The 26,008-nt window shown below is 71.9% G+C and carries 24 protein-coding genes and 1 riboswitch; of the genes, 13 read left to right on the top strand and 11 right to left on the bottom strand.

Translation table 11 applies throughout. The features are described 5' to 3' along the window. The first annotated feature begins 143 nt into the window (after window positions 1-143). Together Mam01_RS01315 and Mam01_RS01310 are read left to right on the top strand one after the other, a co-directional pair. Window positions 144-1,043 carry a manganese catalase gene (locus Mam01_RS01315; RefSeq protein ID WP_204283509.1) on the top strand — a complete coding sequence of 300 codons (900 nt, stop codon included), beginning with the start codon at window positions 144-146 and terminating at the stop codon, window positions 1,041-1,043. 138 nt (window positions 1,044-1,181) lie between these two features. After that, window positions 1,182-2,594 carry an Nramp family divalent metal transporter gene (locus Mam01_RS01310; RefSeq protein WP_239100944.1) on the top strand — a complete coding sequence of 471 codons (1,413 nt, stop codon included), beginning with the start codon at window positions 1,182-1,184 and terminating at the stop codon, window positions 2,592-2,594. Between the two features lie 68 nt (window positions 2,595-2,662). Here the strand turns inward: Mam01_RS01310 and Mam01_RS01305 are convergent, their stop codons facing one another. From Mam01_RS01305 to Mam01_RS01285, 5 genes are all read right to left on the bottom strand, one after another. Further along, window positions 2,663-3,772, bottom strand: coding sequence for a glycosyltransferase family 4 protein (locus Mam01_RS01305; protein ID WP_204283507.1), 1,110 nt, complete (start codon window positions 3,770-3,772; stop codon window positions 2,663-2,665). Between the two features lie 123 nt (window positions 3,773-3,895). Continuing rightward, window positions 3,896-4,762 (bottom strand): hypothetical protein, encoded by an 867-nt coding sequence (locus Mam01_RS01300; RefSeq protein ID WP_204283506.1) that lies wholly within the window; start codon window positions 4,760-4,762, stop codon window positions 3,896-3,898. 336 nt (window positions 4,763-5,098) lie between these two features. After that, window positions 5,099-5,650, bottom strand: coding sequence for a C40 family peptidase (locus Mam01_RS01295; RefSeq protein ID WP_239100943.1), 552 nt, complete (start codon window positions 5,648-5,650; stop codon window positions 5,099-5,101). Between the two features lie 70 nt (window positions 5,651-5,720). After that, window positions 5,721-5,881, bottom strand: a riboswitch (cyclic di-AMP (ydaO/yuaA leader). Window positions 5,882-6,187: 306 nt separating this feature from the next. Beyond that, window positions 6,188-7,129: a C40 family peptidase gene (locus Mam01_RS01290; protein ID WP_239100942.1), complete on the bottom strand. Its 942-nt coding sequence runs from the start codon at window positions 7,127-7,129 to the stop codon at window positions 6,188-6,190. A 163-nt stretch (window positions 7,130-7,292) separates the two neighbouring features. After that, window positions 7,293-8,609, bottom strand: a complete 1,317-nt coding sequence (locus Mam01_RS01285) for an NYN domain-containing protein (protein ID WP_150932984.1) — start codon at window positions 8,607-8,609, stop codon at window positions 7,293-7,295. 298 nt (window positions 8,610-8,907) lie between these two features. Here Mam01_RS01285 and Mam01_RS01280 point away from each other — a divergent pair, with 298 nt between their 5' ends. The 6 genes from Mam01_RS01280 to Mam01_RS01255 all read left to right on the top strand — a co-directional run bounded on the left by Mam01_RS01280 (window position 8,908) and on the right by Mam01_RS01255 (window position 16,271). After that, entirely contained in the window at window positions 8,908-9,492 is a 585-nt protein-coding gene (locus Mam01_RS01280) for a GNAT family N-acetyltransferase (protein ID WP_204283505.1), read from the top strand. A gap of 310 nt (window positions 9,493-9,802) precedes the next feature. Then, a complete protein-coding gene (locus Mam01_RS01275; protein ID WP_204283504.1) occupies window positions 9,803-11,461 on the top strand; it encodes a cellulose-binding domain-containing protein in 1,659 nt (552 codons plus the stop codon). 76 nt (window positions 11,462-11,537) lie between these two features. After that, window positions 11,538-13,259 (top strand): DEDD exonuclease domain-containing protein, encoded by a 1,722-nt coding sequence (locus tag Mam01_RS01270; protein WP_204283503.1) that lies wholly within the window; start codon window positions 11,538-11,540, stop codon window positions 13,257-13,259. A gap of 268 nt (window positions 13,260-13,527) precedes the next feature. Further along, window positions 13,528-13,887 carry an effector-associated constant component EACC1 gene (locus Mam01_RS01265; RefSeq protein ID WP_204283502.1) on the top strand — a complete coding sequence of 120 codons (360 nt, stop codon included), beginning with the start codon at window positions 13,528-13,530 and terminating at the stop codon, window positions 13,885-13,887. Beyond that, window positions 13,874-15,808, top strand: a complete 1,935-nt coding sequence (locus Mam01_RS01260; RefSeq protein ID WP_425563077.1) for a caspase, EACC1-associated type — start codon at window positions 13,874-13,876, stop codon at window positions 15,806-15,808. Before Mam01_RS01265 ends, Mam01_RS01260 begins: the two co-directional genes overlap by 14 nt. A gap of 28 nt (window positions 15,809-15,836) precedes the next feature. Beyond that, window positions 15,837-16,271 carry a hypothetical protein gene (locus Mam01_RS01255; protein WP_204283500.1) on the top strand — a complete coding sequence of 145 codons (435 nt, stop codon included), beginning with the start codon at window positions 15,837-15,839 and terminating at the stop codon, window positions 16,269-16,271. Here the strand turns inward: Mam01_RS01255 and Mam01_RS01250 are convergent. Continuing rightward, the gene (locus tag Mam01_RS01250; RefSeq protein ID WP_239100941.1) at window positions 16,268-16,462 is read right to left on the bottom strand and encodes a helix-hairpin-helix domain-containing protein; all 195 of its coding nucleotides are present in this window, start codon (window positions 16,460-16,462) and stop codon (window positions 16,268-16,270) included. The genes Mam01_RS01255 and Mam01_RS01250 overlap by 4 nt on opposite strands. 134 nt (window positions 16,463-16,596) lie before the next feature. On the opposite strand from Mam01_RS01250, the gene Mam01_RS01245 reads away from it, so the two are divergent. Continuing rightward, entirely contained in the window at window positions 16,597-16,884 is a 288-nt protein-coding gene (locus Mam01_RS01245) for an Lrp/AsnC family transcriptional regulator (protein WP_150932978.1), read from the top strand. Between the two features lie 23 nt (window positions 16,885-16,907). Here the strand turns inward: Mam01_RS01245 and Mam01_RS01240 are convergent, their stop codons facing one another. The 3 genes from Mam01_RS01240 to Mam01_RS01230 all read right to left on the bottom strand — a co-directional run bounded on the left by Mam01_RS01240 (window position 16,908) and on the right by Mam01_RS01230 (window position 19,364). Then, on the bottom strand, window positions 16,908-17,696 hold the full coding sequence (locus Mam01_RS01240) for a sensor histidine kinase (protein WP_204283497.1): 789 nt from the start codon (window positions 17,694-17,696) through the stop codon (window positions 16,908-16,910). 106 nt (window positions 17,697-17,802) lie between these two features. Continuing rightward, complete coding sequence (gene trpD / locus Mam01_RS01235) at window positions 17,803-18,855, bottom strand: anthranilate phosphoribosyltransferase (RefSeq protein ID WP_204283496.1); 1,053 nt, start codon at window positions 18,853-18,855, stop codon at window positions 17,803-17,805. 113 nt (window positions 18,856-18,968) lie between these two features. Further along, complete coding sequence (locus Mam01_RS01230; RefSeq protein ID WP_117409187.1) at window positions 18,969-19,364, bottom strand: response regulator transcription factor; 396 nt, start codon at window positions 19,362-19,364, stop codon at window positions 18,969-18,971. A gap of 240 nt (window positions 19,365-19,604) precedes the next feature. Here Mam01_RS01230 and ctaE point away from each other — a divergent pair, with 240 nt between their 5' ends. The 4 genes from ctaE to qcrB are packed head-to-tail and all read left to right on the top strand — an operon-like array spanning window position 19,605 to window position 23,678. Then, window positions 19,605-20,144 (top strand): aa3-type cytochrome oxidase subunit III, encoded by a 540-nt coding sequence (gene ctaE, locus Mam01_RS01225; RefSeq protein ID WP_225311295.1) that lies wholly within the window; start codon window positions 19,605-19,607, stop codon window positions 20,142-20,144. Between the two features lie 17 nt (window positions 20,145-20,161). After that, window positions 20,162-20,974, top strand: a complete 813-nt coding sequence (gene qcrC, locus Mam01_RS01220; protein ID WP_204283494.1) for a cytochrome bc1 complex diheme cytochrome c subunit — start codon at window positions 20,162-20,164, stop codon at window positions 20,972-20,974. Further along, entirely contained in the window at window positions 20,971-22,047 is a 1,077-nt protein-coding gene (gene qcrA, locus Mam01_RS01215; RefSeq protein WP_150932972.1) for a cytochrome bc1 complex Rieske iron-sulfur subunit, read from the top strand. The genes qcrC and qcrA overlap by 4 nt, the downstream gene beginning before the upstream one ends. Beyond that, on the top strand, window positions 22,047-23,678 hold the full coding sequence (gene qcrB / locus Mam01_RS01210) for a cytochrome bc1 complex cytochrome b subunit (protein WP_204283492.1): 1,632 nt from the start codon (window positions 22,047-22,049) through the stop codon (window positions 23,676-23,678). The genes qcrA and qcrB overlap by 1 nt, the downstream gene beginning before the upstream one ends. A 111-nt stretch (window positions 23,679-23,789) precedes the next feature. Here qcrB and Mam01_RS01205 read toward each other — a convergent pair whose 3' ends face one another. Further along, window positions 23,790-24,443, bottom strand: a complete 654-nt coding sequence (locus Mam01_RS01205; RefSeq protein ID WP_204283490.1) for a response regulator — start codon at window positions 24,441-24,443, stop codon at window positions 23,790-23,792. After that, entirely contained in the window at window positions 24,440-25,693 is a 1,254-nt protein-coding gene (locus Mam01_RS01200; RefSeq protein ID WP_204283487.1) for a sensor histidine kinase, read from the bottom strand. Before Mam01_RS01200 ends, Mam01_RS01205 begins: the two co-directional genes overlap by 4 nt. Window positions 25,694-26,008 lie beyond the last annotated feature (315 nt).

Raw genomic sequence — 26,008 nt, 5'->3', positions numbered from 1 at the left:
CTCCTGCTGTCCTGTTGCGGCCCGTGTTGGGATTCATGCGTGACCCCCCGGCCCACCGCCCAACACCGACCGCATCGGCGGGGTCGCGCCCTTAACCCGTACAAGGCCTGCGGCTCCCTGCGGTTTCCGACGCGAGGAGTCCTATGTTCCGGCACACCCGGCACCTCCAGTTCGAGGCCAAGCCCGAAAAGCCCGACCCGGTGTACGCGCGCAAGCTCCAGGAACTGATCGGGGGCGCGTTCGGCGAGATGACGGTCACGATGCAGTACCTGTTCCAGGGCTGGAACTGCCGGATGCCCGGCAAGTACAAGGACCTGATCATGGACATCGCGACCGAGGAGATCGGGCACGTCGAGATGCTCGCCACGATGGTCGCGCGGCTGCTGGAGGGCGCGCCCGCGACGGCGGTCACGAAGATGGCCACCACCGACCCGGTGGTCGGCGCGGTGCTGGGCGGGATGGACCCCCAGCAGGCCATCGTGGCCGGCGGCGGCCCGCTGCCCGCCGACAGCAACGGATACCCCTGGAACGGCCGCTACATCGTGGCGAGCGGCAACCTGCTGGCCGACTTCCGGGCCAACGTCGCGGCCGAGGCGCACGGCCGGCTGCAGACCGCCCGGCTCTACCACATGACCGACGACCCCGGCGTCAAGGACATGCTGAAGTTCAACCTCGCCCGCGACACCCTGCACCAGAACCTGTGGCTGAAGGCCATCGAGGAGCTCCAGTCGGACGGCCTGGAGGACGTCGTCGTGCCCGACGACCTGTTCGATGAGGAGCACGCCGAGCACGCGGAGACGATCTGGGACCTCTCCGACGGCATCGAGGCGCAGGCGGGCGGCTGGGCGAGCGGGCCGCAGCCCGACGGACGCCACCAGTTCGCCTATCTCCTCAACCCCGAACCGCTCGGCGGTCTCGCGCAGGCCCCGCCGCCCGACCCGAAGCTGTACGACACCTACGACGGCAGCATGGGCGAGCCGCAGGGCCCCGCCCTCGGCACCGAGGTCGGCCCCATGGGCAAGCTCAAGGACAAGCTCACCTGACGCCGGGACCGCTCCCGCCCGGCCTCCCGGCGGACCCGCCCGTCCCGCCTACGCCCGTTCCGCCCTCGCCCGTTCCGGCGCGACGCCGGGACGGGCGAGGCGCCGCCTCCGTCCAGACCTCTCCTCAGCGAGGCTTCCTTGCCCGACCACCGCCGCAGCACGCCCATGCCCGCTCCCGGGTCCGGGCCCGAGCCCGAGCCCGGGTCTTCCGGGTCCGTACAGACCGTCGAGGCCGTCACCCCTGTCACCGCCGTCACGGCCGCAGGACGGCCGCCGTCACCCGGACGCCTCGCGCGGCTGGCCGGCCTGTGCGGCCCCGCGTTCGTCGTCGCCGTGGCGTACGTCGATCCCGGGAACTTCGCGACCAACATGTCCGGCGGGGCGCGCTACGGGACGATGCTGCTGTGGGTGATCGCGGTCGCGAACGTGCTGGCCATGTTCGTGCAGGCGCTGTCGGCCAAGCTCGGCATCGCCACCGGCCGCAACCTGCCCGAACTGTGCCGCGACCACCTGCCGCGGCCGGTGAGCCTGCTGCTGTGGGCGCAGGCCGAGATGGTCGCCGTCGCCACCGACCTGGCCGAGTTCATCGGCGGGGCCGTCGCGCTGAACCTGCTGTTCGGCGTGCCGCTGCTGCCGGCCGCCGCGATCACCGCGCTGGTCTCCTCGCTGCTGCTCCTGCTGGCGCCGCGCGGTCGCCGCCGGTTCGAGGTGACCGTGGCAGCGATGCTCGCCGTGGTGCTGGCCGGCTTCGCCTACCAGGTGATGCTGTCGGGGTCCCTCGCGGGCGTGGCGGGCGGCTTCGTGCCCCGCCTCGCCGGGCCGGACAGCCTGCTGCTGGCGACCGGGATCGTCGGAGCGACCGTCATGCCGCATGTCGTCTACCTGCACAGTGCTCTGACGCAGCACCAGGGGGCTCTCCTACGGCAACCCGGGGCCGTCACCCAGCACCATGGGGCTCTCGGGCAGCCCCGAGCCCTCACCCGGAGCGGCGATGCCTGGGACCAGCGCCGGGCGGCCCTCCAGGCCAGCCGTGTGGACATCGCCGTCGCGCTCGGCGCGGCGGGGCTGGTGAACATGGCGATGCTCACCGTCGCCGCCGCGACCTTCGACGGGAGCGACCTCGGCGGCCTGGAGGCCGTCCACGCCGGTCTGGGCGAGGTCCTCGGCCCCGGGGCGGCGGTCGCGTTCGCGCTCGCCCTGCTCGCCTCCGGCCTGGCCTCCTCCAGCGTCGGCACGTACGCCGGGCAGGTGATCATGGCGGGCTTCCTGCGCCGCCGCGTGCCGCTCCTGGCGCGCCGCCTGGTCACGATCCTTCCGGCCATGGCGATCCTGGCCGTGGGGACGGACCCCACCCGGGCGCTCGTCCTGAGCCAGGTCGCGCTGTCGTTCGGCATCCCGTTCGCCCTGGTCCCGCTCGTCGTGTTCACCGCCCGCCGCGCCCTGATGGGCGACCTGGTCAACCACCGGGCGACCACCGCCGCCGGCGTCGCCGTCGCCGCCGTGATCAGCGCGCTGAACGGGTTCCTGCTGGTCGAGGTCTTCACCGGCTGAGGCCCTCGCCACGGCCCCAACGGTCGGCCACGGGGCACGGTGCCCGCGCGCGGCCCTCACGGCGGCCGTCACAGCAGTGCCGCGAACCGGGCCGCGACGCGTTCCCAGCCCCACTCCTCCTCGATCCAGGCCCGGCCCCGCTCGCCCATCGCGCGGGCGCGGGCCGGGTCGGCCAGCAGGTCGCACAGCGCGTCGGCCACCGCCGTGTGCGATCTTCCGTCGACCACCAGGCCGGTCTCGCCGTGCCGTACGGCGTCGGGGGCGCCCCCCGAGGAACCGGCGACCACCGGCAGGCCGGTCGCCGACGCCTCCAGATAGACGATGCCGAGCCCTTCGGCGTCGAGCCCCCCGAACCTGCTGCGGCACGGCATGGCGAACACGTCTCCGGCGTCGTAGTGGGCCGGGAGATCCGCCCACGGGACCGACCCGGTGATCACCACCGACCCGCGCGGCCCGGCTCCGGCGACGGCCCGCTCCAGCGACCGCCGGGAAGGGCCGCCGCCGACCAACAGCAACACCGCTCCCGGCACCCGCCGCAGGACGAGCGGCCAGGCCCGTAGCAACACGTCCTGGCCCTTGCGGGGCACCAGCCGGGAGACGCAGACGACCACCGGCCGGTCGCCCAGGCCGAGCGCCGCCCGGACCCGCTCGCCGCCCGCGCCGGGGCGGAAGGCGCCGGTGTCCACGCCCGGAGCGAGCCGTACGAGCCGGGGCGCGGGGATCACCGGGGTGAGCAGGCGGCGCGTGTACTCACCGAGGTAGGTCACGACGTCGGCGCCCGCCCCGATCCGGCGCAGCACGCCGCGGGCGCCGGGCAGCCGCGCCCAGGACGCCTCGTGCCCGTGCGTCAGCATGACGATCCGCGCCGCGCCGGCGGCACGCAGGGCGGGGGCGAGCAGGCCGAGCGGCGCGGCGGCGCCGAAGACGACGGTGGCGCCGTCCTCGACCAGCGCCGCCGCCCTGCCCGCCACCGCGCGCGTCGGCAGCATGAGCGTGGAGGGATGACGGACCACCTCGTACGGCTGGCGGGCGTCGAACTCCTCGCACCCCTTCCACCGCGGCGCGTACACGACGACCGAGCCGGGCGGCCTGCGGGAGGCGAGGCCGTGCACGAACGCCTGGATGCCTCCCGGTCTGGGCGGGAAGTCGTTCGTGACGATCAACGTCCTGTTCGCCATCCTCACCCCCGGTATCGGTGCGGCGGACGGCCCACGGCCACGCGGCCCGCCCGGGAACGCATTCTCGCAGGCCCGTCCCGCCTCCCGCCCGCCCCAGGATCAGGACCGGGATCAGGACCGCGATCAGGGCCGGGCCAGCTCGGCCCGTACGGAGGACCGCCAGAGGCGGGTCAGCTCGGCGGTGGTCAGCCCGAGGACGTTCCGCAGCGCGGTGTCGGCGTCCTCGCGCAGCGCGGCGCGGTAGAGGGCGACCAGCCGCCGTTCGCCGAACCGGGCGGCGACGTAACGGCAGGCCAGCCAGGCCTCCTCGTAGGCCTGGGCGGGCCTGGCGGCGAAGTCCGCGGGCTCCGGCAGCCGGGCCAGCGGCGCACCGGCCCCTGTGCCGGCCCCTGTGCCGGCCTCCCTGTCGGCATCCGCTCCGGCTCCACCGCCGGCTCGCAGGTCCGCGGCGAGTTCGGCGGCGACGGCGTGAACGGGCAGGCCGCTGTCGAGGTAGCCCACGTAGTCGGCGAAGCCCTCCAGGAGCCACATCGGGACCGCGCGCGGCCCGGAGGCCGCGACGTGCGTCAGCTCGTGGGTCACGACGACCTGGCGGCCGATCGCGGACAGGCGGGCGAACGCGGCGGGCTGCACGATCACCCGGTCGCCGGTCGCGACCGCCGCCAGACCGCCGACCACCGCCGGGGCGGCCAGGAGGGCCGCCTGCTCCTCGGTGCGGGGCACGAGGACCACCGCGCCGCCGTGCGCTCCCCAGACCCGCGTGACCGTACGGTCGGCGCGGCCGGCCAGCCGGGCGATCTCGGTGACCAGCCGCCGCGGCGCGCCGACGACGACGGCGTGCTCACCGCGGGCGACGGAGGCGCCCGTCCACATGCCGGGCTGCTCGCGCACGGCGGCGCGGGCCCGGGACAGCAGGGGCGAGAGGGGGTCGGGCGGCGCCGCGGCGGCCGAACCGGCCAGCAGGGCGGCCAGCACCACGGCCCCGGACACGAACCGGCGGGGGCCGAAGTCACGAGCGTGTGCGCTTCGGCGTGGACGCCGGAGATCCGGCCTGTGCCGCGCGTGCGGCGCTTCCGCGGCTTCCTGCTTCGCCGGCCTGTGCCACATAGGGGTCTTACCGGGTCTCCACCGGCGTTCGAGCCGTCCAGCGACGTCCCGCCCGCGGGACCTGACGCGAGCACGCTACCAGGCGCCGCCGAGCCGTCAGCCGGGCCGCCAGCCCATCCGCCGGCGGAGAACGCCACGGCTCCGCCCACCCGTGCGGGAGGACGGAGCCGTGGAGTGATGCCGGCGACAACGGGCTCGGCACCGGGCGAGGGGGACGGATCAGCCGCCGGGGCGTACGGCGCCCACGAAGGTCGCCCTGCGGTAGGAGTCGAGCTTGTCGATCCTGACCCGCGTGCCGCTGTGCGGGGCGTGGATCATCCTGCCGTGCCCGACGTACATGCCGACGTGGCCGCCGCCGCTGGTGAAGATGAGGTCGCCGGGCTTGAAGTGGCCCCAGGACACCTTCTTCCGTACGGCGCTGCGGATGGACCACGTCGTGCGCGGCAGCCGTACGCCCGCCTTGCGCCAGGCGTAGGTGACCAGGCCCGAGCAGTCGAACGCGCCCGGTCCGCTGGCGCCGTAGCGGTAGGGGTCGCCGATGTGCTTCCTCGCGGTCCTGACCGCTCGCTGCGCCTTGGCCAGCTGGAGCGTGGCCTTGCTGAGCTTCTTCCGCTTGACGGCGGCCTTTTTGGTCGCCTTCTTCGCGGCCTTCTTGGCCGCCCCGGTGGCGGCGGACCTCGTGTTCGTCTCCGTGGTCACCTTCGTGACCGTGACCGTCACCGAGTCGGCCGCCGCCGGCTGCGCGCCGGCGATTCCCACGGATGCCGTCAAAGCGGCACCCCCAAGGGCAATTCGGGCAAGACGGGACAGGCTAGCGGGGGTGGTAGACAGGATCTCTCCTTGGATCTTCCGCGTACGCCTACCGGGTTAGCTGACGGGTTCGGGCGGGGAAGTCGCCCTACGGCGCGTGGACGCGCCGATTCACCCCGGACCTTCGCGAAGAAGGTCGATGGTTCCCCGGCTCCGTGCCTCCTGACTGCACGGACTCGGCAGGTCCCCGGCGCCCGGAAATCCCCTGAGGGGAGTGAATAGACGGACGGCGCCGGCGACGGTGGATGACGCGGGCCCGGCCGGCCGGACCGGGCTCGCCGCGGCGAGGCGTGCTCGCCGCGGCCCAGAAGCTACCGAGATCCGGCGGCTCTCGGCAAAGCCGTCCCGGCGCATAAAGATCGGATAACGAAGGTGGCGCGGGAGAAACCGCAGCTTACCCACGTCACATAAGGCTAAGTGTGACTCTGCTCACAGCAGGCACCGCAGCGCCCAAATTGGGCACTTAGCTCCCAACCGGAACAAAGATCACCTTGGCCGTCAGGGACGGACGGCGCCGATCGCGTGATACTCCGCGAGTGTGACAATCTTCACAACGTCGCCGGTCTGCGGCGCGTGGACGACCTTGCCGTCTCCCGCGTACAGGCCCACGTGGCCGAAGCCCGCGTGGAAGAGCAGATCGCCCGGCTGGAGCGCGTCGAGGGACACGCGGCGGCTCGCGCCCCAAGCCCACTGCTCGTAGCTCGTCCGCGGCAGGCCGACCCCGCCCGCCGCCCAGGAGGCCTGGACGAGGCCGGAGCAGTCCCAGGAGTCCGGCCCGCTGCCCCCGTAGCGGTACGGCTTGCCGACCTGCTTGTAGGCGAACTGAAGAGCCGACAGGGCGTTGCCCGAAGCGGAGCCCTTGTAGGCGACGCCCGCGCTGTTGGGATTGCCGGGGTTGTACGTGCCGAGCGAGCGCAGCAGCTTCATCTGCTCGTTGACGAGCTTGTCGACCTTCTTCTTCTCGTCGGCGAGCTCGCTCCTGACCTTGGCGGCCTCGGCGTAGACCGCCTTCGTCTCGTCGCGCCGGTCCTTCAGGCCCTGGATCGCGCCCTCGTACTGCTGGAGCCGTCCGATGCGCTCGGCGGAGATGTGGTTGTACGTGGCGAGACCGCTGAGCATGGTGTCGGGGTCGGGGTTGTAGAAGACGCCCCAGGTGCCGATACCGCCCACCTGGTAGCTGCTGACCGCCATCGTCACCAGCCCCGAGCGCAGCGCCTCGACCCGCGCGTTCTGCTTCTTGTAGTCGTCGTTGAGCGCCAGATACTTCTTCTTGGCCGACTTCCACTTCTCACCGGCCGCGTTGTAGCGGTCCACGAGCTTGTCCGCCTGCGCGTTCAGCCGGTTCAGCTTCGCCTTGGCCTGGGCAAGGGTGGGTTTCGGATCGGCCTGCGCGCCCGCCAGCGGCGTCAGCAGGACCACGGCGGCCAACCCAGCGGCCACCGGCACACGCCCTCGCACTCGGGCCCCCTTCGGGATCAACGAACCTGCGGCGCGACTCTATCTAGGCGATCTTGACGCTTCAACCTATTCGCAGCTATTCGCGGCAGTCATCACTCACCGAATCGGTCTCCGCACGGAGCGTGCCGTACTGGATCAGCCGGGATCAGCCGCGGCCGAGACGCCGCAGCAGCAGGAGCGAGGGCACCGGCCGGGCGCCCATGCGGCGGACGGAGTCGGCCACCTCACGGTCGGAGGAGACGACCGCGATGCCGCGCCCCGGCGGCTCTGCGCGCACAAGCGTGCGGATGAGGTCGTCGGCGATCTCGCCGGGCGCGCTGAACATCACCCGCACCCCGCGCGGCGCGGAGACCTGCACGGGCCCGTTCAGCTCGGCGCCGTCGAAGACGCACGTCACCTCCACGCGCGCCTGCACGGCGAGGCCGCCCAGCCCGGTGAGCAGGCGGGCGCGCTGGTCGGCGAGGGTCAGGGTCGGATAGCCGGTCTTGGTCACGTTGTAGCCGTCGACGATCAGGTGCAGGTTGGGCAGCGCGAGGAGCTGGTCGAGGAGCTGAGGGTCGTCGTTCGCCAGCGCCCGCGCGGGCACCGCCGTCACGCCGGGCTCGCCCGGCACGACCGCGTTCACGTAGTCGGCCGGCCTGCTGATGGTGGTCGGCAGGCCGAGCTCCTTGCGCAGCCCCGCGGCGGCGTCCTGCAGGGCGTCCAGCAGCACCCGTACGCGGGCGTCCTCCATGCTCCGGCCCTCGCGGGCGGCGCGGCGGTTGGCCTCCAGCTGCCGCTCGGTGTCCGCCAGGCGCTCCTTGAGCCTGCGCAGCTCGGTCTCCGCGGCGCCGTTGGCGCTCGCCACCCTGGCCCGCGCCTCGGCCGTCTCGGCCTCCAGCTCGGCCGCCCTGGCCTCGGCCGCTTTGACCCGCTCACGCGCGTCGTGCAGCTTGCGCCTCAGGTCGGAGTTCTCCGCGCGGGCCGCCTTGAGCTGTTCGCGAACCCGGTCGATCTCCTCCTTGGCGGACGCGCGCTGCGCCGCGAGCTGCTCGCGCAGCCGCGTCTCCGCCTGCTCCCGCTGCGTGCCCGCCGCGGCGGCCTGCTCAAGGTCGGTCCGCGCCTGCTCGACCAGGTCCGGCCAGCCGGGCGGACGGGTCAGGTAGGCCGCCGCCGCGACCAGCACCGGCTCGGCCGCCGGCGGCACCGTCCCCTCGGCGAGGCTCGCCACCAGCTCGGGCCAGGCCGCCTCCAGCGCCTCGGCGACCTGCTCGCGGAACTCCTTGTCGTTCTCCAGCTGGGCCGCGATCGGCGCGCTGCCCAGGCGGGCGCGCTTGCGCGGGTCGAACCTGGCGATGCCGCGCAGCGGCGGCGGCACGGACGCGGCGGGCATCGTGCCCAGCACCTGCGCCGCGACCTCAACCACGTGTAAGCGGACCTGCTCCGGCAACGGACGAGACAGGCCTTCACCGGCTGAACTCATCTCGTCGCTCCTCGGCCGTGTCCTGCAGACCTGCCGCCTGCCGGGATCGCCCGGCGGCGCCTCGCGGAGCTGTCGCCCCCGGGTGTGGGGGCCCGGGAGCGGGCTCCCACGAGGCCGGGCCTCGTGGCGCGCCCACCCGGCGCCCCTCACACGGCAAGATCTGCGAGACAGTCCTCTGTTCTTGTCCTTCTTCAAGGGTACGGCCGTCGCACCGTGTCCATGTCCTGTTCAAGATCTGTCACCGGGCCAGGCGGCCGTCCGCTGGCGCGCGTGCGGTCCGGTCCGTACGCTCGGCGGCGTGTTCACCCCGCCGTACCCGATCATCACCCCCCGGCTGGTCCTGCGCCCCTTCACCGAGGCGGACCTCGACGACCTGCACGCCTTCCAATCGCTTCCCGAGGTCACGCGGTATCTCTACTGGGACGCCCGTACGCGGGAGGAGACGAAGGCGGCGCTCGACCGCAAGATCACCGGCGCGAGCCTCGCCGCGGACGGCGACGCGCTCAGCGTGGCCGCCGCGCTGACCGGCGGAGGCCCGGTGATCGGGGATCTCACGTTGTTCCTGCGCAGCCGGGAGCACCGCCAGGGCGAGATCGGATTCGTCTTCAACCCCTCCTACCAGGGCCTGGGCCTCGCGACTGAGGCGGCCCGCGAGGTTCTCCGCATCGGGTTCGAGGGCGTCGGGCTGCACCGGATCCACGGCAACTGCGACGCGCGCAACATCCCGTCCGCCCGGCTGATGGAGCGGCTCGGCATGCGCCTGGAGGCCCGTCTGGTCGAGAACGAGTTCTTCGCCGGCGCGTGGAGCGACGAACTGGTCTACGCGATGCTGGCACGCGAGTGGCCGGCCTCTCCCGCCGCCTCCTCCGGGCACCGAGCCTGACGCGGGCCCGTCCGCTTCCGGCCGTACGGAGCCGCGCGGAGCGTACGGAGCCGCGCGGAGCGTACGGAGCCGCGCGGAGCGTACGGCGCCGTGCGGAATGAAAGAACGGGCCGTTCGTTTCACGCGTCGCCGCAGCGTACGGCGGCGAATAAGTTTGACGCGTTGACTAACTCCTCGGTGAATTTTACGGTACGGGCACTTCGGACGCGGCCCCGCGGCGACGGGGAGCCGCCCCGGCCGTCACCGTCGCCGGCCGGGGCGGGCGCCTCCCGGGCCTCGACACGGCGTCACCCGTCACTCAGGAGATTCGATGCGCCTCACCATCCCCCGGGCCCGCGCGGCTCGCCTGGCCGCCGGGGCGGCGGCGGTCGCCCTCGCCGCGTCGGCGCTGGCGGCCACGGCCCCCGCCCAAGCCGCGGCCGGTTGCGCCGTGACCTACACCTACAGCGAGTGGTGGGGCGGGTTCAGCGCGAGCATCACGATCCAGAACCTGGGCAGCGCGATCAACGGCTGGACCTTGGGGTTCGCCTTCCCCGACCCCGCCCAGAAGGTCGACGTCGGCTGGTCGGCCACCTACAGCCAGAGCGGGCAGAACGTCACCGCCAGGAACATGGACTACAACGCCGCCATCGCCACCGGCGCCTCGGTGATGATCGGCTTCAACGGCACCTGGTCGGGTTCCAACCCCAAGCCGACCGCGTTCACCCTGAACGGTGAGACCTGCACCACCGTCAACGTCAGCCCGAGCGCGACCCCCACCCGCACTCCCCAGGCCACCCCCACGGTCACCCCCACAGCGACGCCGACGTCTACCCCGACCTCGACGCCCACCTCCACGCCCACCTCCACGCCCACGTCGACCCCGACGTCCACACCGACGTCCACGCCCACGGGACCGTCCGGCTCCGCGCTGTACGTGTCGCCGGGCGGCGCCGCCGGGGCGTCCGGGACGATCTCGGACCCGACGACGCTCGCGTCGGCGATCACCCGCGTCGCCGCAGGCGGGACGATCTACCTGCGCGGCGGGACGTACAACCTCTCGCAGACGGTCACCATCGCGGCGGGGAACAACGGCACGTCGAGCGCCCGCAAGAAGCTGTCCGCCTACCCCGGCGAGACCCCGGTGCTGAACTTCTCCGCGCAGAGCCAGTCCTCGTCGAACCGGGGGCTCGCGCTGTACGGGTCGTACTGGCACGTCTACGGCGTCGTCGTCCAGCGCGCCGGAGACAACGGGATCTACGTCGGAGGCAGCAACAACATCATCGAGCGCACGGTGACGCGGTTCAACCGCGACACCGGGCTGCAACTCGGCCGCATCGCCTCCGACACCCCCCGCGCCCAGTGGCCGTCCAACAACCTCGTCGTGAGCTCGGAGTCGCACGACAACGCCGACTCCGACGGCGAGGACGCCGACGGCTTCGCCGCGAAGCTCACCGTGGGCAACGGCAACGTCTTCCGCTACGACGTGTCCCACAACAACATCGACGACGGCTGGGACCTCTACACCAAGACGGACACCGGAGCAATCGGCCCGGTCACCATCGAAGACTCCCTGGCCTACAACAACGGCACCCTCACCGACGGCAGCCAGGCGGGCAACGGCGACCGCAACGGCTACAAGCTCGGTGGCGAGGACATCGGGGTCAACCACGTCATCCGCCGCAACATCGCCTATCACAACGGCCACCACGGGTTCACCTACAACCGCAATCTCGGCACGATGACGATCTCGGACAACGTCAGCGTCGACAACGCCGAGCGCAACTTCTCCTTCGACGCGGGCACCTCGGTGTTCCGCAACAACACCTCGTGCCGCAGCGGCAGCGGATCGAACGACAAGATCGTCGGCAACTCCGACGGCTCGAACCAGTTCTGGTCCGGCTCGAACGGGTCCCGCTGCTCCTCCTACCGGGGCACGCCGCGCTGGTCCTTCGCCTCCGACGGCCGCCTCGTCGTGACCTTCGGCTAGTTCCCGCCCCGGGCGGTCCGGCCAGGCCGGGCCGCCCCGGAAGGCAAATGTCGGTCGGAATCTCTATGGTCTTGGCGTGGACGCGGTACAGGGCACGCTGGACGAGCTCGGCACTCCCCTGCAGGAGGTGACGTTCGTCGTCTTCGACCTGGAGACCACCGGCGGATCGGCCGCGGAGCACGCCATCACGGAGATCGGGGCGGTGAAGGTCCGCGGCGGCGAGGTGATCGGCGAGTTCGCCACTCTGGTCGACCCCGGCGGCCCGATCCCGCCGTTCATCTCCGTGCTCACCGGCATCACCGACGCGATGGTCATGGCCGCCCCGAAGTTCCCCGAGGTGCTGCCGAGCTTCCTGGAGTTCATCGCGGGGGCGGCGCTGGTGGCGCACAACGCGCCGTTCGACATGTCGTTCCTCAAGGCGGCCTGCCAGGCGGGCGGCTACCCGCCCCCGGCCAACCCCGTGGTGGACACGGCCGACCTCGCGCGCCGGGTGCTCACCCGCGACGAGACCCCCAACTGCAAGCTCGCCACCCTCGCGCGGGTCTTCCGCAGCTCCACCGAGCCCTGCCACCGGGCGCTGGCCGACGCCAAGGCCACGGTCGACGTGCTGCACGGCCTCATCTCCCGGGTCGGCTCGCTCGGTGTACACACGCTGGAGGATCTGCGCGGCTTCGTGCGCGCCCCCACGCGCGAGCAGCAGCGAAAACGCCACCTCGCCGACGGCGTGCCCGGCGCGCCGGGCGTGTACGTCTTCGAGGACGCCAGGGGCGAGGCGCTGTACATCGGCAAGAGCTCCAACCTGCGCAATCGCGTGCGCAGCTACTTCACCGCGAGCGAGACGCGTTCGCGCATCCGCGAGATGGTCGGCATCGCCGAGCGGGTCAGGACCATCGTGTGCGCCACCGCGCTGGAGGCGGAGATCCGCGAACTGCGGATGATCGGGGCGACCAAGCCCCGCTACAACAGGAGGTCCCGCTTCCCCGAGCGGGTGGTCTGGCTGAAGCTGACGAACGAGCCGTTCCCGCGGCTCAGCGTGGTCCGGGAGGTGCGCGACGACGGAGCGGCCTATCTCGGGCCGTTCGGCAGCAGCCGCACGGCCGACGACGCGCGCACGGCGATGCACGAGGCGCTGCCGCTGCGCCAGTGCACCGAACGGCTGTCGGCCCGGGTGCGCCGGCCGGCCTGCGCGCTCGCGGAGATCGGCCGCTGCGGCGCGCCCTGCGAGGGCCGGGAGAGCGAGGAGACCTACTCCCGGCACGCCGGCCGCGCCCGGCACGCGATGGAGCACGACGCCGAGGCCGTCTTCTCCGCGATGGAGGCGCGCATGCGGCGCCTGGCCGACGAGCAGCGGTACGAGGAGGCGGCGGTCGACCGCGACCGGCTCGCGGCCTACGTCCGGACCGCGGCGCGCATGCAGCGCCTGCGGTCGCTGACCGGCATCCCCCAGATGGTCGCGGCCAGCCCCGCCTTCGGCGGTGGTTGGGACATCCACGTCATCCGGTACGGCAGGCTCGGCGCGGCGGGCGTCATGCCGCGGGGCGCCCACCCCACGCCGTACGTGGACGCCCTCGTCGCCACCGCGGAGACGGTGACGCCGGGCCCCGGCCCGACCCCCGCCGCCAGCGCCGAGGAAACCGAGTGCGTGCTGAGGTGGCTCGACTCCCCCGGCGTGCGCCTGGTCCAGGTCGACGGCGTCTGGAGCCTCCCGGCGTACGGCGCGGGGCGGCTGGTCGGCCGGATCGAGCGCGCCTACCCGCACCTGCGCGGCGACCGCCGCGAGGGCCGCCCCCTGCGCTGAGCTTTCGCCCCGGTCCAGGGACCACGCCCCGGGTCACCGCGATCTCCGATGACGCGAGAAGTTCAACGGCGGCGGATTTCCGGAGAACGGCTACGGGGATTCCGCCGGGCGCCCGCACCCTCTTTTCCCTCCGGTCCGGACGTCGTCGGCCCTATGGTCCGTACCGCTCATCGTCGAGGCCGTTTCGAGGCATGGTCAAGTCTTGATACATTTCATTTCCTGAAGCCGTGTGAGCGGAGCGCGAAACGAAAAAAGGGGGTCGTCGGCTATGACGAATTTGCTCATTCGGGTCGAAGCCGACACCGGCGCGGAGACCAGGGCCCTCTATCGAGCACTCAGACGCGATCCCGATCTGGGCCGGCTGGCGAAGCTGTCGACCTGCGACAGCGATCCCCCGGCGGCCGACGAGCTCGGCCCCGGTCTCGACGCGATCCTGGCCGTCGTCGACAGCGCCGGCGCGCTCGGCGCGCTACTCGTCTCGATCGCCGCCTGGAGAGACGGCCGGTCCACGAAATGGACGGTCTCCGTGGAGAAGAACGGGGTGCGCGTCGAACTGCGGGGCGGTTCGAGGGAAGAGCTGGAACGGGTCGTACGCACGCTCGAGGGGCCCCGGGGTGGCGATACCTGATCCCGCGCGGTCCCGTCTGATTCTTATTGGATTCTCCTCATTTGTGGACTTCGCACGAATTCCCGCCGCACCCACCAATCTCCGCCGATTGAAGACCCTTTTCTGCGATGAGATGATTTGGGGCATCCCCGGCCGCAATGTCGCGATCCTGGACGGAACGCGCGGGCTGGGCCGCAACGCCATACTGAGCCGGATCCACGAGGTGGCGGGCCAGGCCACCGACACCCTCGTCGTCTACTACGTCGGACACGGCTTTCTGGACGAGGACGACGACGACAGCCTCCTGCTCGCCCTCCCGGGGACGAAGAGACGGGAACACTTCACGGCGCTCCCGTACGAGGAGATCCGCCGTGCGGTGCGCGGCGCCGGCTCGCGGCGCAAGGTCGTCATCCTGGACTGCTGCTATTCCGGCCGCGCGCACTCGGACGCCTACCTCGACGGTTCGGAGGAGGACCGGGAACTCGCGCATCAGACGCCCATCGAAGGCGCCTGCGTGCTCACGGCGACCTCCGACTACGCCCGGGCCCGCGCGAATCCCGGCGACCGCCACACGGCGTTCAGCGGAGCCCTCATCTCGGCTCTGGAGAACGGGATCCCCGGAGCGGGACCGTACCTCGACGTCCGTTCCGTCTTCGCCGCCCTGCGGCGGGAGATGCTCGGCCGCGGTCTGCCGCGGCCGCACCTCAGCACCCGGGACGACGGCGGCGCACTCGTTCTGGGACGGAATCGCGCCTACCGGGGTCCCGCGGAGGCGCCACCGAAGGGTTCGGAGATCCCGCCTCCGAGAGCGGAACCGGTCCCCCGTCGAACCCGCCCGCGCCTCACGCGACGGGCGGCCGTCGTCACCACGGCTCTCGTCGTCGTCACCGTCGTCGTCATCACCGTCTCCCTCCTCCCGAGGGTGACGGCCCGCTTCTCGGCCACCGGCGCGTGCCCGGCCGCCGAACCGGGAGGATCCGAACTCTCACGTGCCGACCGGCCGGGCCGGGCCACCCGGTTCCCCGAGTCCCGCATCAGCCTGCTCCGCGACCTCACCGGGCCGACGACGGTGATCGGGTTCGAGCCTCCGAGAGGGGACCGCCCGAATCCGCGGACCTATCTGTGGCGGCCCGATCTCCGGTGCTTCGCGGCTCCCGTGGGCTTCGGGAGCGACTACCTGGACGTCGCGGTCTCTCCCGACGGCAGGTGGATCGCGGGCGTCGACATGCGCGCGGTGCCCGGCGCCGACGTGGTCGTCATGGACCGGGCAGGCATGAAGAAGAAGGTGATCGACGTGCCGGCCACCGTGTTCGCCACCAACCCGCAATGGAACAGGACGAGCACGACATTGCTCTTCACGGAGGCGCCGGTCGACGCGCGAGGGAAGTACACCTATCCGCGCGGGGCGAGCGCCGTGCTGGCGGGCCTGCCCGCTATGAAGCCCACGGTTCTCGCTCTGGGCGCCACCGCCCCCTATCAGTGGGGACCGGACGGCAGCGTGGCCGGGAACTTCGGGCAGGAAGATCCGCTCGACGTCGGGTTCTTCAGCGTCCGGGGCCGGAGGAAACAGGCGTTCCAACGGGTCGGGCTGCTCGGGCAGTACGGGATGGGGGCCTTCTCCCCGTCGGAAGAGCGAATGGTGACCCACTGTCCCAGAGGCCCTCACGACGACCAGGTCTGCGTCTGGGACGCACGGCGAGGAGCTCTGCTCGGCGCGTACCCCGCGAACCGCCTCTACGCCGACCGGCCGTACGGCAACGTCGGCTGGTACGACGAGAGGTCCTTGCTCACGACCGCCTGGGACGCGAAGACGAACTGGTGGGCGGCGGCCACCCTGGACATCACCGGCCCGGAGCCGGGCACCGTCGCCGGCCGCACGACCCTGCTCGGCCGGTTACCCGACGAGGAGGGCCACATCATCTTCGGATTCGCCCCGGCCTGAGCCACCCCCCAGGCCGATCACAAGAAAGGTGATCAACGTGCCCCTGGTCGCCCGCAGCGACTGCGAGGTGGATGTCCACGACGGGACGTTCTTCGTCGTGGACGTGTCGCTCTCCCCCGGCCCGTGTGAGTCGCCCGAAAGCGGTTGGCTCACGCTCTCGGCGGAGGACGACCTCGTGAGCCTCGCGCTCGAAGTGTGGGACGAGGAGCCGGAGGACCCGCGCGAGGTGTGGACGGATGTCTCCCGCGTCCTGCGGTCCGAGACCGGAGAGATCTGCGCGATGGAGCCGTACACGGATGTCCGGGACGGATTCCTGCTCCTCGGCGAGCCGGGACGGTCCTGGAACGTACGGGTGCACACGTGGGCGGACAACGAGGCGGATCCGCGGGAGCGGTTCCTGGTCCGGTTCTGGCCGCGGGAGGCTCCGGTCGGCCGCCGGACGCGGCGGTCGTCGATCGACTAACCCAGGCTGAGGTTGTGCTGCTCCAGAGCGTTTTGAAGGATCCCAAGCGCTTTCGGGCCCATGCCGTGCAGCTTGGCCAGCTCGGCGCGCGGCACCCCCGCGAGGTCACGCAGGGCCGTGTAACCGGCGTTGGCCAAGGCCCGCGTCGCCGGTGCGCCGATCTTCGGCAGGGTGTCGAGAGAGGAGTCCACGCCCTTCATGATGCCGTGTCCGGCCCACGCCACAGCCCGGTGACATCGGAGTACCGGCCCGAAACAGAGCGCGCTGACGAGGGCACTAGGGTCGGGTGGGACAGCGAAGGCGCGATACAGCAGGAGAGGCCCGAATGGTCACCGCGATCGTCCACATCAAGGCGGATGTCGACCGGATTCCCGAGGTCGCCGAGGCCATCGCCGAGGTCGACGGCGTCAGCGAGGTGTATTCGATCACCGGCGAGTTCGACCTGCTGGCGATGGTCAGGGTCGCCAGGTACGACGAGGTGGCCGAGGTCGTGCCGGGCCGCATCAACAAGGTGACCGGCGTGCGGCACACCGAGACCCACATCGCCTTCCGGACCTACTCCCGTCACGACCTGGAGGCGGCCTTCTCGATCGGCCTCAGCGACGCCGACTGAGCCTCCCCAGGCCACCGTCGTGGTCAGGCGGGGCGCAGGAGACGGACGCGGACCTCGAAGCCGCCCGGCAGCGGATGCTCGGCCACCGAGCCGCCGAACAGCGCCGCGCGCTCCCAGGTGCCGACGAGGCTGTCGCGGGGCAGCCCGTCGTCGTGGACGGCGACCTCCAGGATGGCGGGCAGCCACCGCAGCGTGACCGTCGCCGTGCGGGCCATGCCGTACCACAGGGCGTTGCCCAGCGCCTCCTCCACGATGCGGTACGCCGACAGCTCCAGCGTCGGCCCCCCGCTCCGCGTGCCGGTCTCGGTGAGGGAGACGGCGAGCCCGCTCGCCCGGAAGTCGTCCAGCAGGTCCGGCAGCTCGCCCAGCCCCGGCTGGGGTCCTCGGGACAGCCCGTCCATGCGGAGCAGGCCGATCATGCGCCGCAGATCGGACAGGACCCGGCGGCCCGACTCCTCGGCGTCGCGGAACGTCTGCCGCGCCCGCTCCGGGTCCTTGTCCATGATCACCCGGCCCGCGCCCACCCCGAGGGTCATCACGCTCAGGTCGTGCGCCACCAGGTCGTGCAGCTCCGAGGCGATGCGCAGCCGCTCCCACGCCGCGGCCTCATCCGGGCAGAGGTCGCTTTCCCGCGCGACCGACGCCGCGCCCTCCACGCTCGTCTCCCGTCCCCGTCTCTCGGCCGTCCCGCGGCCGGGACCCACACCACCGGGCCGGAGGCCGGCGGAGCGTACGGGCACGAGAGAGGCCATCCTGCCGTGGGTGAGGACGGCCCAGCGGCGGAGGGCTCGGGCAATGAACAGGCGCATCATGCCCGAACGGTACGGCTCAGGCGGAACCCGGCACGTCCCCACACAGGCGGACGCGTCATCCCTCCAGCGACGGAGAGGGCCGGAAACGGTCAGCCGGACAGCGGGGTCAGGCGCCGGAGGAGCCGAGCGTGCGGCTCAGGTCCACCCACCGCTCCAGGGTCTGCGCCGCCCTGCCCGAGTCGACCGCCTCCACCGCCCGGGCGTACGCCGCCCGCAGGTCGGCGACGAGGTCGTCGCCGGGGCCGTCGTAGGCGACCAGGCCGGCCGCCGCGTTGAGCAGCACGGCGTCCCGTACGGGCCCGGTCTTGCCGCGCAGCAGGTCGTGCACCGCCGCGGCGTTGAAGTCCACGTCGCCGCCGCGCAGGTCACCCGGCTCGGAACGGGGGATGCCGAGGTCGGCCGGGTCGAAGACGGTCTGGGTCGCGGTGCCCTCCCGGACGACGAAGACCGTCGACGGCGCGGCCGTCGACAGTTCGTCGAGGCCGTCGTCGCCCCGGAACACGAGCGCCGACACACCGCGCTCGGCGAACACGCCGGCCATCACCGGCAGCATCCGGGCGTCGAACACGCCGATCGCCTGGGCGGCGGGGCGCGCCGGGTTCGCCAGCGGCCCCACGAAGTTGAAGACGGTCGGCACGCCGATCTCCTTGCGCGGCGGGCCGGTGAACCGCAGCGCGGAGTGGTAGAGGGGCGCGAAGCAGAAGGCGATGCCCGCCTCCACCGCCACCCTGGCGGTGATCTGCGGCGCCAGGTCGAGCGCGACGCCCAGGCGCTCCAGCACGTCGGCCGCCCCGCACAGCGAGGAGGCGGCGCGGTTGCCGTGCTTGACGACCCTCGCTCCGGCGGCGGCCGCGACGATCGCCGCCATCGTCGAGACGTTCACCGTGTGCGCCCGGTCGCCGCCGGTCCCGACGATGTCGAGCACCGGCCCCTCGACCGTGAGCGGGGTGGCCAGCTCGAACATGGTGCGGACGAGGCCGGTCACCTCGGCGACCGTCTCGCCCTTGGCCCGCAGCGCGACGGCGAAGGCGGCGATCTGCGCCGGGGTCGCCGCCCCCGACATGATCTCACCCATGACCCAGGCCGTCTCGTCGGCCGTCAGGTTCTCACCCGCGAGCAGGGCGTTCAGCGTCGAGGGCCAGGTGGTGCGCGTGTCCATCGTGGGCTCCGCGATATGTCGAGGTCAGGTCGGAGATGTCAGGCCGGAGAGGGCGCCGGGTACAAACCGGGTAAAACTTGCGGCAAAACCCGGCTGGAACGCCGGAAGAGCGGTCAGTGCGCCCGGGTGACGCTCAGGCGGCGCCGCATGAGGTCGGCGACCGCCTCCGCGAGCACGACGGGGTCGAGCGGGTGCGCGACCACCGCGTCGGCGCGGGACCAGTTGGCCAGCCAGCGGTCGTCCCTGCGGGCGATGAGCAGCAGGATCGGCGGGCAGTCGTGCACCTCGTCCTTGGCCTGACGGCTCACTCCCATGCCGCCGGCCGGAACCGCCTCGCCGTCGAGCACGGCCACGTCGATCTCGCCCGAGTCGAGGTGCCTGAGCACGGCCGGCTGGGTCGCGCACTCGACGATCTCGACGAGGGGCACGTCAGCGGCGGGGCGCCGCCCGATGGCCAACCGCACCTTCTCCCGGGTGCCTGCGTCGTCGCTGTAGACGAGAACCCTCATTACACGCTCACTGTCGAATCGCGGGGTATGGTCATCGTGATGCTACCGGCGCGGCTGCCAGGCTCGCAGCCCCGGGGCTCCTGCCATGGCATGCCCGTTCCGCGGGCGCGGACGGACCCTAGCGGGGGGTCGTGGGGCGACCCGACCTGGAGAGCCGCAATAATGCTGGGCGTGGCGACAGCATCCGCAATTACTACGACGACGAGACCGCACGGGTCCAGCCGGCCGAACCTGGTTCAGGTGGGCACCATCGTGTGGTTGTCCTCTGAGCTCATGTTCTTCGCGGCGCTGTTCGCGATGTACTTCACCATCCGGTCGGTCAGCCTCGGCCAGGGCACGCACTGGCCCGAGGCGCACCTCGAAGTCCCGTTCGCGACCTTCAACACGACCGTTCTGGTCCTGTCGAGTGTCACGTGCCAGCTGGGCGTGTGGGCTGTGGAAAGAGGCCAGGTCAAGAAGCTGCGATTCTGGTATGTCGTAAGCTTCCTGATGGGCGCCTTCTTCGTGGGCGGTCAGCTTTACGAGTACGGGAACCTGGCGCGCGAGGGCCACGTCCTCTCGCACACCCCGTACGACTCGGTGTTCTTCCTGACCACGGGCTTCCACGGTCTGCACGTGACGGGTGGTCTGATCGCGTTCCTGTTCATCCTGGGACGCACGTACGCCGCGAAGCGCTTGACGTATGAGCAGCAGACCAGCGCGATCGTCGTGTCCTACTACTGGCACTTCGTCGACGTGGTCTGGATCGGCCTTTTCGCGACCATCTACATCATCAAATGATCGGAACGGGGATTTCGGTGAACTCCATCACCGCCCGACGGCGCCATCCCCTCGCGCGAGTCGCCGTCGTGGCGCTCGCGCTGGGCCTGCTCGGCGGCGGGTACGCGCTCGCCGCGCCGAACGGCAGCACCGCCGACGCCGCGATCGCGTCCGGCAAGGCCGACGACGCGGCGGAGGGCAAGAGCCTCTTCGTCGCGCACTGCGCGAGCTGTCACGGTTTCAACGCCGAGGGCTCAAACAAGGCCCCGACGCTCATCGGCGTCGGCGCGGCCGCCGTGGACTTCCAGGTGAGCAGCGGCCGCATGCCGGCCGCCGACGCGGGCCCCCAGGCTCCGCGCAAGCCCAGGCCCGACTGGGCCACCGACCAGGCGATCGACCAGCTCTCGGCGTACGTCCAGTCGCTGGGCGGCGGCCCGACGCGGCCGACCGAGGAGCAGGTGAACCCCGCGCTGGGCGACCCCGCCAAGGGCGGTGAGCTGTTCCGGGCCAACTGCATCCAGTGCCACAACTTCGTGGGCGCGGGCGGCGCGCTGACCTACGGCAAGTACGCGCCGCCGCTGAACCCGGCGACGCCGACGCAGATCTACGAGGCGATGGTCACCGGCCCGCAGGCCATGCCGGTGTTCAACGACTCCACGATCACGCCGGAGCAGAAGCGTGACATGATCGCCTACATCACCCACGTCAGGTCGCAGGTCGACCCGGGCGGCTCGGGCCTGGGCCGCATCGGCCCCGTCACCGAGGGCCTCGTGGCGTGGGTCGTGGGTCTCAGCCTCCTGATCCTGGCCTCCATCTGGATCACCGCGAAGAAGCGACGGGCGCAGGCATGACAGAGCAGAACGAGTATCCCGAGAGCGGCCGGGTGCCGACGCGCGTGATCGGCACGCCGCCCGCCGACGCGCCCATCGAGGAGCACGACCCGATCCACGTGCCCGCGGGCGTCGAGGGCGTGATCCCCCAGGACCCGGTCAAGGTCCGCAAGGCGGAGCGCATGGTCGCGTTCCTCTTCCTGATCACCTTCCTGGCCGGCGCGGCCTTCATCGCCGCGTACGTGATCTTCCAGGTCGGCACGATCGACAAGACGGCCGCGTCGAACTACGCGCTCGGCGGCACCCTGGCCCTGGCCCTGCTCTCGCTGGGCGCGGGCGTCACGGTGTGGGTGCGGCAGATCATGCCGAAGTACAACCTCGTCCAGGAGCGTCACCTGATGGCCTCCGACGCGGACACGCGCGGATACGTCAAGGAGACCTTCCTCCAGGGCGCGGACGAGAGCGGCTTCGTCAAGCACAGGCTGCTGCGCCGCACGCTGCTGCTGGCCGCGGCGCCGCTCGGCCTCGCCCCGCTGGTGCTGCTGAAGGACCTCGGCCCGCTGCCGGGGACCTCGCTGCGGCACACCGTCTGGGGAGAGCCCATGAAGGGCGGCAAGCCGCGCCGGCTCGTCGTCGAGGGCACCGGCCAGCCGATCCGCGCCGCCGACTTCAACTCGCCCGGCGGCATCCTCTCCGTGGTCCCCGAGGGCTACGAGGAGGACCTGAACGCGCTGGCCAAGGCGACGCTGATCCTGCTCAAGTTCCGCCCGGAGGAGATCAAGTCCGGCACGAACAAGAACTGGACCGTCGACGGCATCGTCGCCTACTCCAAGATCTGCACCCACGTGGGCTGCCCCGCCGCGCTGTACGAGCAGACGACGCACCACATCCTCTGCCCGTGCCACCAGTCGACCTTCGACGCGGCCGACGGCGCCAAGGTCATCTTCGGCCCCGCGGCCCGGCCGCTGCCGCAGCTGCCCCTCGGCATCGACGAGGAGGGGTACCTCGTCGCGAAGTCCGACTTCAAGGTCCCCGTCGGCCCCAGCTTCTGGGAGCGCGGCGACGCCGAAGCTGAAGTAAGAGAGAAGGCGTGATGAACGCTCCTCCGAAGGCCATCACGGGCCCGTCGACGTTCCTCGACGACCGGCTGGGAGCGGGGAACTTCCTCAAGCGCAACCTGCGCAAGGTCTTCCCCGACCACTGGTCGTTCCTTCTGGGGGAGATCGCGCTCTACTCGTTCGTCATCCTGCTGCTGACCGGCACGTTCCTGACGTTCTGGTTCAAGCCGAGCATGGGCGAGGTCAACTACCTGGGGAACTACGCCCCGCTGTACGACGTCCGCATGTCGGAGGCGTACGCCTCGTCCCTGCACATCAGCTTCGACATCCGCGGCGGCCTGCTCGTCCGGCAGATGCACCACTGGGCGGCGCTGCTGTTCGTGGCCGGCATGACGGCGCACGCGCTGCGCATCTTCTTCACCGGCGCCTACCGCAAGCCGCGTGAGCTCAACTGGCTCATCGGCGTCGGCCTGCTCACGCTGGCGCTGCTGGAGGGCCTCACCGGCTACTCCCTCCCCGACGACCTGCTCTCCGGCGCGGGCCTGCGGATCACCCAGGGCGTCGCGCAGTCGATCCCGATCGTCGGCACCTACATCTCGTTCTTCCTGTTCGGCGGGGAGTACCCGGGCCACGACGTCATCCCGCGGTTCTACACGATCCACATCCTGCTGATCCCGGGCATCCTGCTCGCGCTGATCTCGGCCCACATGATCCTGATGTGGGTGCAGAAGCACACGCAGATGCCGGGCAAGGCGCGGACCGAGAAGAACGTCGTGGGCGCGCCGTTCTACCCGGCCTTCATGGCCAAGTCGGGCGCGTTCTTCCTGTTCACGTTCGGGGTCATCGCCCTCCTCGGCACGTTCGCCCAGATCAACCCGATCTGGCTGTTCGGGCCGTACAACCCGGCGAACATCTCGGCCGGCTCCCAGCCCGACTGGTACATGGGCTTCCTGGAGGGCGCGCTCCGTCTCATGCCGGCGTGGGAGATCAACTTCCTCGGCCACACGGTGACGTTCAGCGTGCTGATCCCGGCCCTGGTGCCGATGGGCATCATCATGACGGGCCTGGCGCTGTATCCGTTCCTGGAGCAGTGGGTCACGGGCGACCGGCGCGAGCACCACGTGTGCGACCGGCCGCGCAACAACCCGCACCGCACCTCGATCGGCATCTCGGCCATCACGTTCTACGGCATCCTGTGGCTGCTCGGCGCCAACGACGAGATCTCGTCGGTCTTCCACATCGACCTCTACACGACCACCTGGGTCGGGCGGTTCGCCGTCTTCATCGGCCCGGCGATCGCGTACTGGATCACCTACCGGATCTGCATCGGCCTCCAGCGCAAGGACGCCGAGGTGCTGTCGCACGGCGTGGAGTCCGGCGTCATCAAGCGGATGCCGAACGGCCAGTACATCGAGGTCCACACGCCGCCGGCGGAGGACATCGCCGAGCACATCCGCGGCAAGAAGGAGATCCCGATGCTGGTCGGCTCTGCGGACGGCGACGGCATCCCGCCCAAGGGCGCCCGCAGCGCGATCGGCCGGCTCAGGACCAAGATGAGCGAGGCGTACGGCACCGACCACGTCCCGCTCACCGACGGCCACCACAACGGCCACCACGAGGAGGAGCACGCCGCCGTCGGCGCCGGCGAGCGCAAGGAACTCCACTGACGCACGACCCGACCGGTACGACCTGACCGGCACGCAGCGGCCCGGCGAGGGGAACCACTCCCCCGCCGGGCCGCTGCGTTTCCCGCTTCACTCGTCGGGGCGCTCGCGTGCTCACGGGCGGGGGGACACGAGGCCCGTCTCGTAGGCGATGATGACGAGCCGCACGCGGTCGCGGGCGTCGAGCTTGGCCAGCAGCCGTGTCACGTACGTCTTGACGGTCGCGGGGCTGATGAACAGCTCGGCGGCGATCTCGGCGTTGGACAGTCCGCGTCCGACGAGGGTCAGCACCTCGGTCTCCCGCTCGGTGAGCCCCGCGACGCGGGGGGGCCGCGAACCGGGCGCGGGCCGCTCCGCGAACTCCTCGATCAACCGGCGGGTCACGCGCGGGGCGATCAGGGCCTCGCCCGCGGCGACGACCCGGATCGCGGCGAGGATGTCGTCCAGGGCCATGTCCTTGACCAGGAACCCGGACGCCCCCGCACGAAGCGCCCCGTAGACGTGCTCGTCGTCGTCGAACGTCGTCAGGACGAGGACATGGGCCCCGCAGCCCGCGGTGATCAGGCGGGTGGCCTCGATGCCGTCCATCTCCGGCATGCGGATGTCCATCACCACGACGTCGGGCCCGACCTCCCGCGCCATCCGCACCGCCTCCGCGCCGGTGCCCGCCTCTCCGGCGAGGTCGAGACCGGGCGCGTCGGCGATGACCATCTGCAGGGCGGCGCGGATCAGCGGCTGGTCGTCGGCGAGCAGCACGCGGACGGTCACGGAACCGCCGCGGAAACCGGCAGCCGGGCCTCTACCCGGAAGCCTCCACCCGGACGGGGTCCCGCCGATAAGGACCCACGCAGCAGCCCGACCCGCTCGCGCATCCCGACCAGGCCGTAGCCGGCCCCCACCCTGCCGCCGCCCCGCCCGTCGTCGAGAACCTCGACGCGCACCTCGTCGTCCCGGTAGTCGATCGAGACCCGGCAGGACGTCGTACCGGCGTGACGCACCACGTTGGTGACGGCCTCCTGGACGACGCGGTAGGCCGACGTGTCGATCTCCGGCGGCAGCGGGCGCCGCTCGCCCCGCCAGTGCACGTCGACGCGTACCCCGGCGTCCGTCGTCCTCGCGGCCAGCCGCTCGACGTCGGCCAGGCCCAGCCCCGCATCCGGGATCGGTTCCAGGAACGGTTCCATGGACGCCGGATCCGGCCCGGGTTCCCGGAGGGCCGGCCGCGGTGAACGTCCCGGCTCGGGGCTCCGCAGCGCGCCGAGCATCCGGCGCAACCCGGACAGGGTCTGGCGGCCGGCCGTCTCGATCTCCCCGAGCGCGTCCCGTGCCCGCTCCGGCCGGGTGTCGATGACCCGCCGCGCGGCGCCGGCCTGGAGCGCGATGACGCCGATGGTGTGGGCGACCATGTCGTGCAGCTCACGGGCGATCCTGAGCCGCTCGTCGGTGACCGCCTGGGCCGCGGCGCGGGCGCGCAGTTCCTCTGCGTGCTCACGGGACTCGCCCACCGAGTTGCCGAGCAGCCAGGCGATCACGGTCGTCAGGGCCACGGCGGTCTCGGACGACGCCGCGATCGGCCACCCGCACAGCACCCGCACCGCCAGATACCCGCCAAGCACGGCGAGGGCCGTGAGAACGGCGGCGACGCCGGTCGCGCGCGGCCGTCCGATGGCGATGAAGAACACCGCGATCTCCGCCGCGAGGAACTGGGGCAGCGGGATCTCCGCCACGCCCAGGGGTGTCGTGCCGACGACGGACGCGGCGAGCAGCAGGGCCAGAGCCGGCAGCGGGCGGCGGCGCAGCAGAGCGCCCCCGGCCAGCGCGAGTGCGGTGGCCACCGCCATGCCGGCCAGGCCCTCCGGCCGGAAGAACTGCGCCGCCGGGCGCTCGGCGGAGTACCACTCGCCGGGCAGCCGTAGCCGCGTCAGGAACGTGATCGCCAGCCCGGCGCCCCAGGCCAGGACCACCCAGCCACCGGGCGGCAGCCGCCTCAGCAGCGGGCTGGGGGAGGTGACCTGCATGATCAGAGCGTAACCGCCAGCCCTCGGCCCGGCATCCGACCAGGGGTCTACATCCGCGGTCGACCGGTGCCGAGGCGAATGTCCCTGACGGTCCGATGTGGTGCGTGCGCGCCTCACGACACCGTGAACCGGGTGATCGACTCCCCACGACCGCCGGCCTCTGACCGGTTACCGCCGCCGCCCGCCCTCCCGTTACCGACGCCGCTCTCCCTCCCGCCCGGGGGCAGGGGCGCAGCACGCGTCCCGCTCGCCCTCCTCCGCCACGGCCCGGCCGGGAGCCCGCTGACCCGGACCCCGCTGACCCAGAGCCCGCTG

Origin of the sequence: Microbispora amethystogenes (genome assembly GCF_016863015.1) — a bacterium.
Lineage (GTDB): Bacteria > Actinomycetota > Actinomycetes > Streptosporangiales > Streptosporangiaceae > Microbispora > Microbispora amethystogenes.
Note: the sequence above shows the minus strand (reverse complement) of the source record. Positions and strands in the feature narration are given on the sequence as shown.

Excerpts from the sequence above, each read along its gene's own strand:
- Mam01_RS01230 (WP_117409187.1), bottom strand. The coding sequence starts at position 19,364 with ATGAGGGTTCTCGTCTACAGCGACGACGCAGGCACCCGGGAGAAGGTG.
- qcrB (WP_204283492.1), top strand. The coding sequence starts at position 22,047 with ATGAACGCTCCTCCGAAGGCCATCACGGGCCCGTCGACGTTCCTCGAC.
- Mam01_RS01240 (WP_204283497.1), bottom strand. The coding sequence starts at position 17,696 with ATGATGCGCCTGTTCATTGCCCGAGCCCTCCGCCGCTGGGCCGTCCTC.
- trpD (WP_204283496.1), bottom strand. The coding sequence starts at position 18,855 with ATGGACACGCGCACCACCTGGCCCTCGACGCTGAACGCCCTGCTCGCG.
- Mam01_RS01305 (WP_204283507.1), bottom strand. The coding sequence starts at position 3,772 with ATGGCGAACAGGACGTTGATCGTCACGAACGACTTCCCGCCCAGACCG.
- qcrA (WP_150932972.1), top strand. The coding sequence starts at position 20,971 with ATGACAGAGCAGAACGAGTATCCCGAGAGCGGCCGGGTGCCGACGCGC.
- Mam01_RS01275 (WP_204283504.1), top strand. The coding sequence starts at position 9,803 with ATGCGCCTCACCATCCCCCGGGCCCGCGCGGCTCGCCTGGCCGCCGGG.
- Mam01_RS01315 (WP_204283509.1), top strand. The coding sequence starts at position 144 with ATGTTCCGGCACACCCGGCACCTCCAGTTCGAGGCCAAGCCCGAAAAG.
- Mam01_RS01285 (WP_150932984.1), bottom strand. The coding sequence starts at position 8,609 with ATGAGTTCAGCCGGTGAAGGCCTGTCTCGTCCGTTGCCGGAGCAGGTC.
- Mam01_RS01245 (WP_150932978.1), top strand. The coding sequence starts at position 16,597 with ATGGTCACCGCGATCGTCCACATCAAGGCGGATGTCGACCGGATTCCC.
- Mam01_RS01265 (WP_204283502.1), top strand. The coding sequence starts at position 13,528 with ATGACGAATTTGCTCATTCGGGTCGAAGCCGACACCGGCGCGGAGACC.
- Mam01_RS01200 (WP_204283487.1), bottom strand. The coding sequence starts at position 25,693 with ATGCAGGTCACCTCCCCCAGCCCGCTGCTGAGGCGGCTGCCGCCCGGT.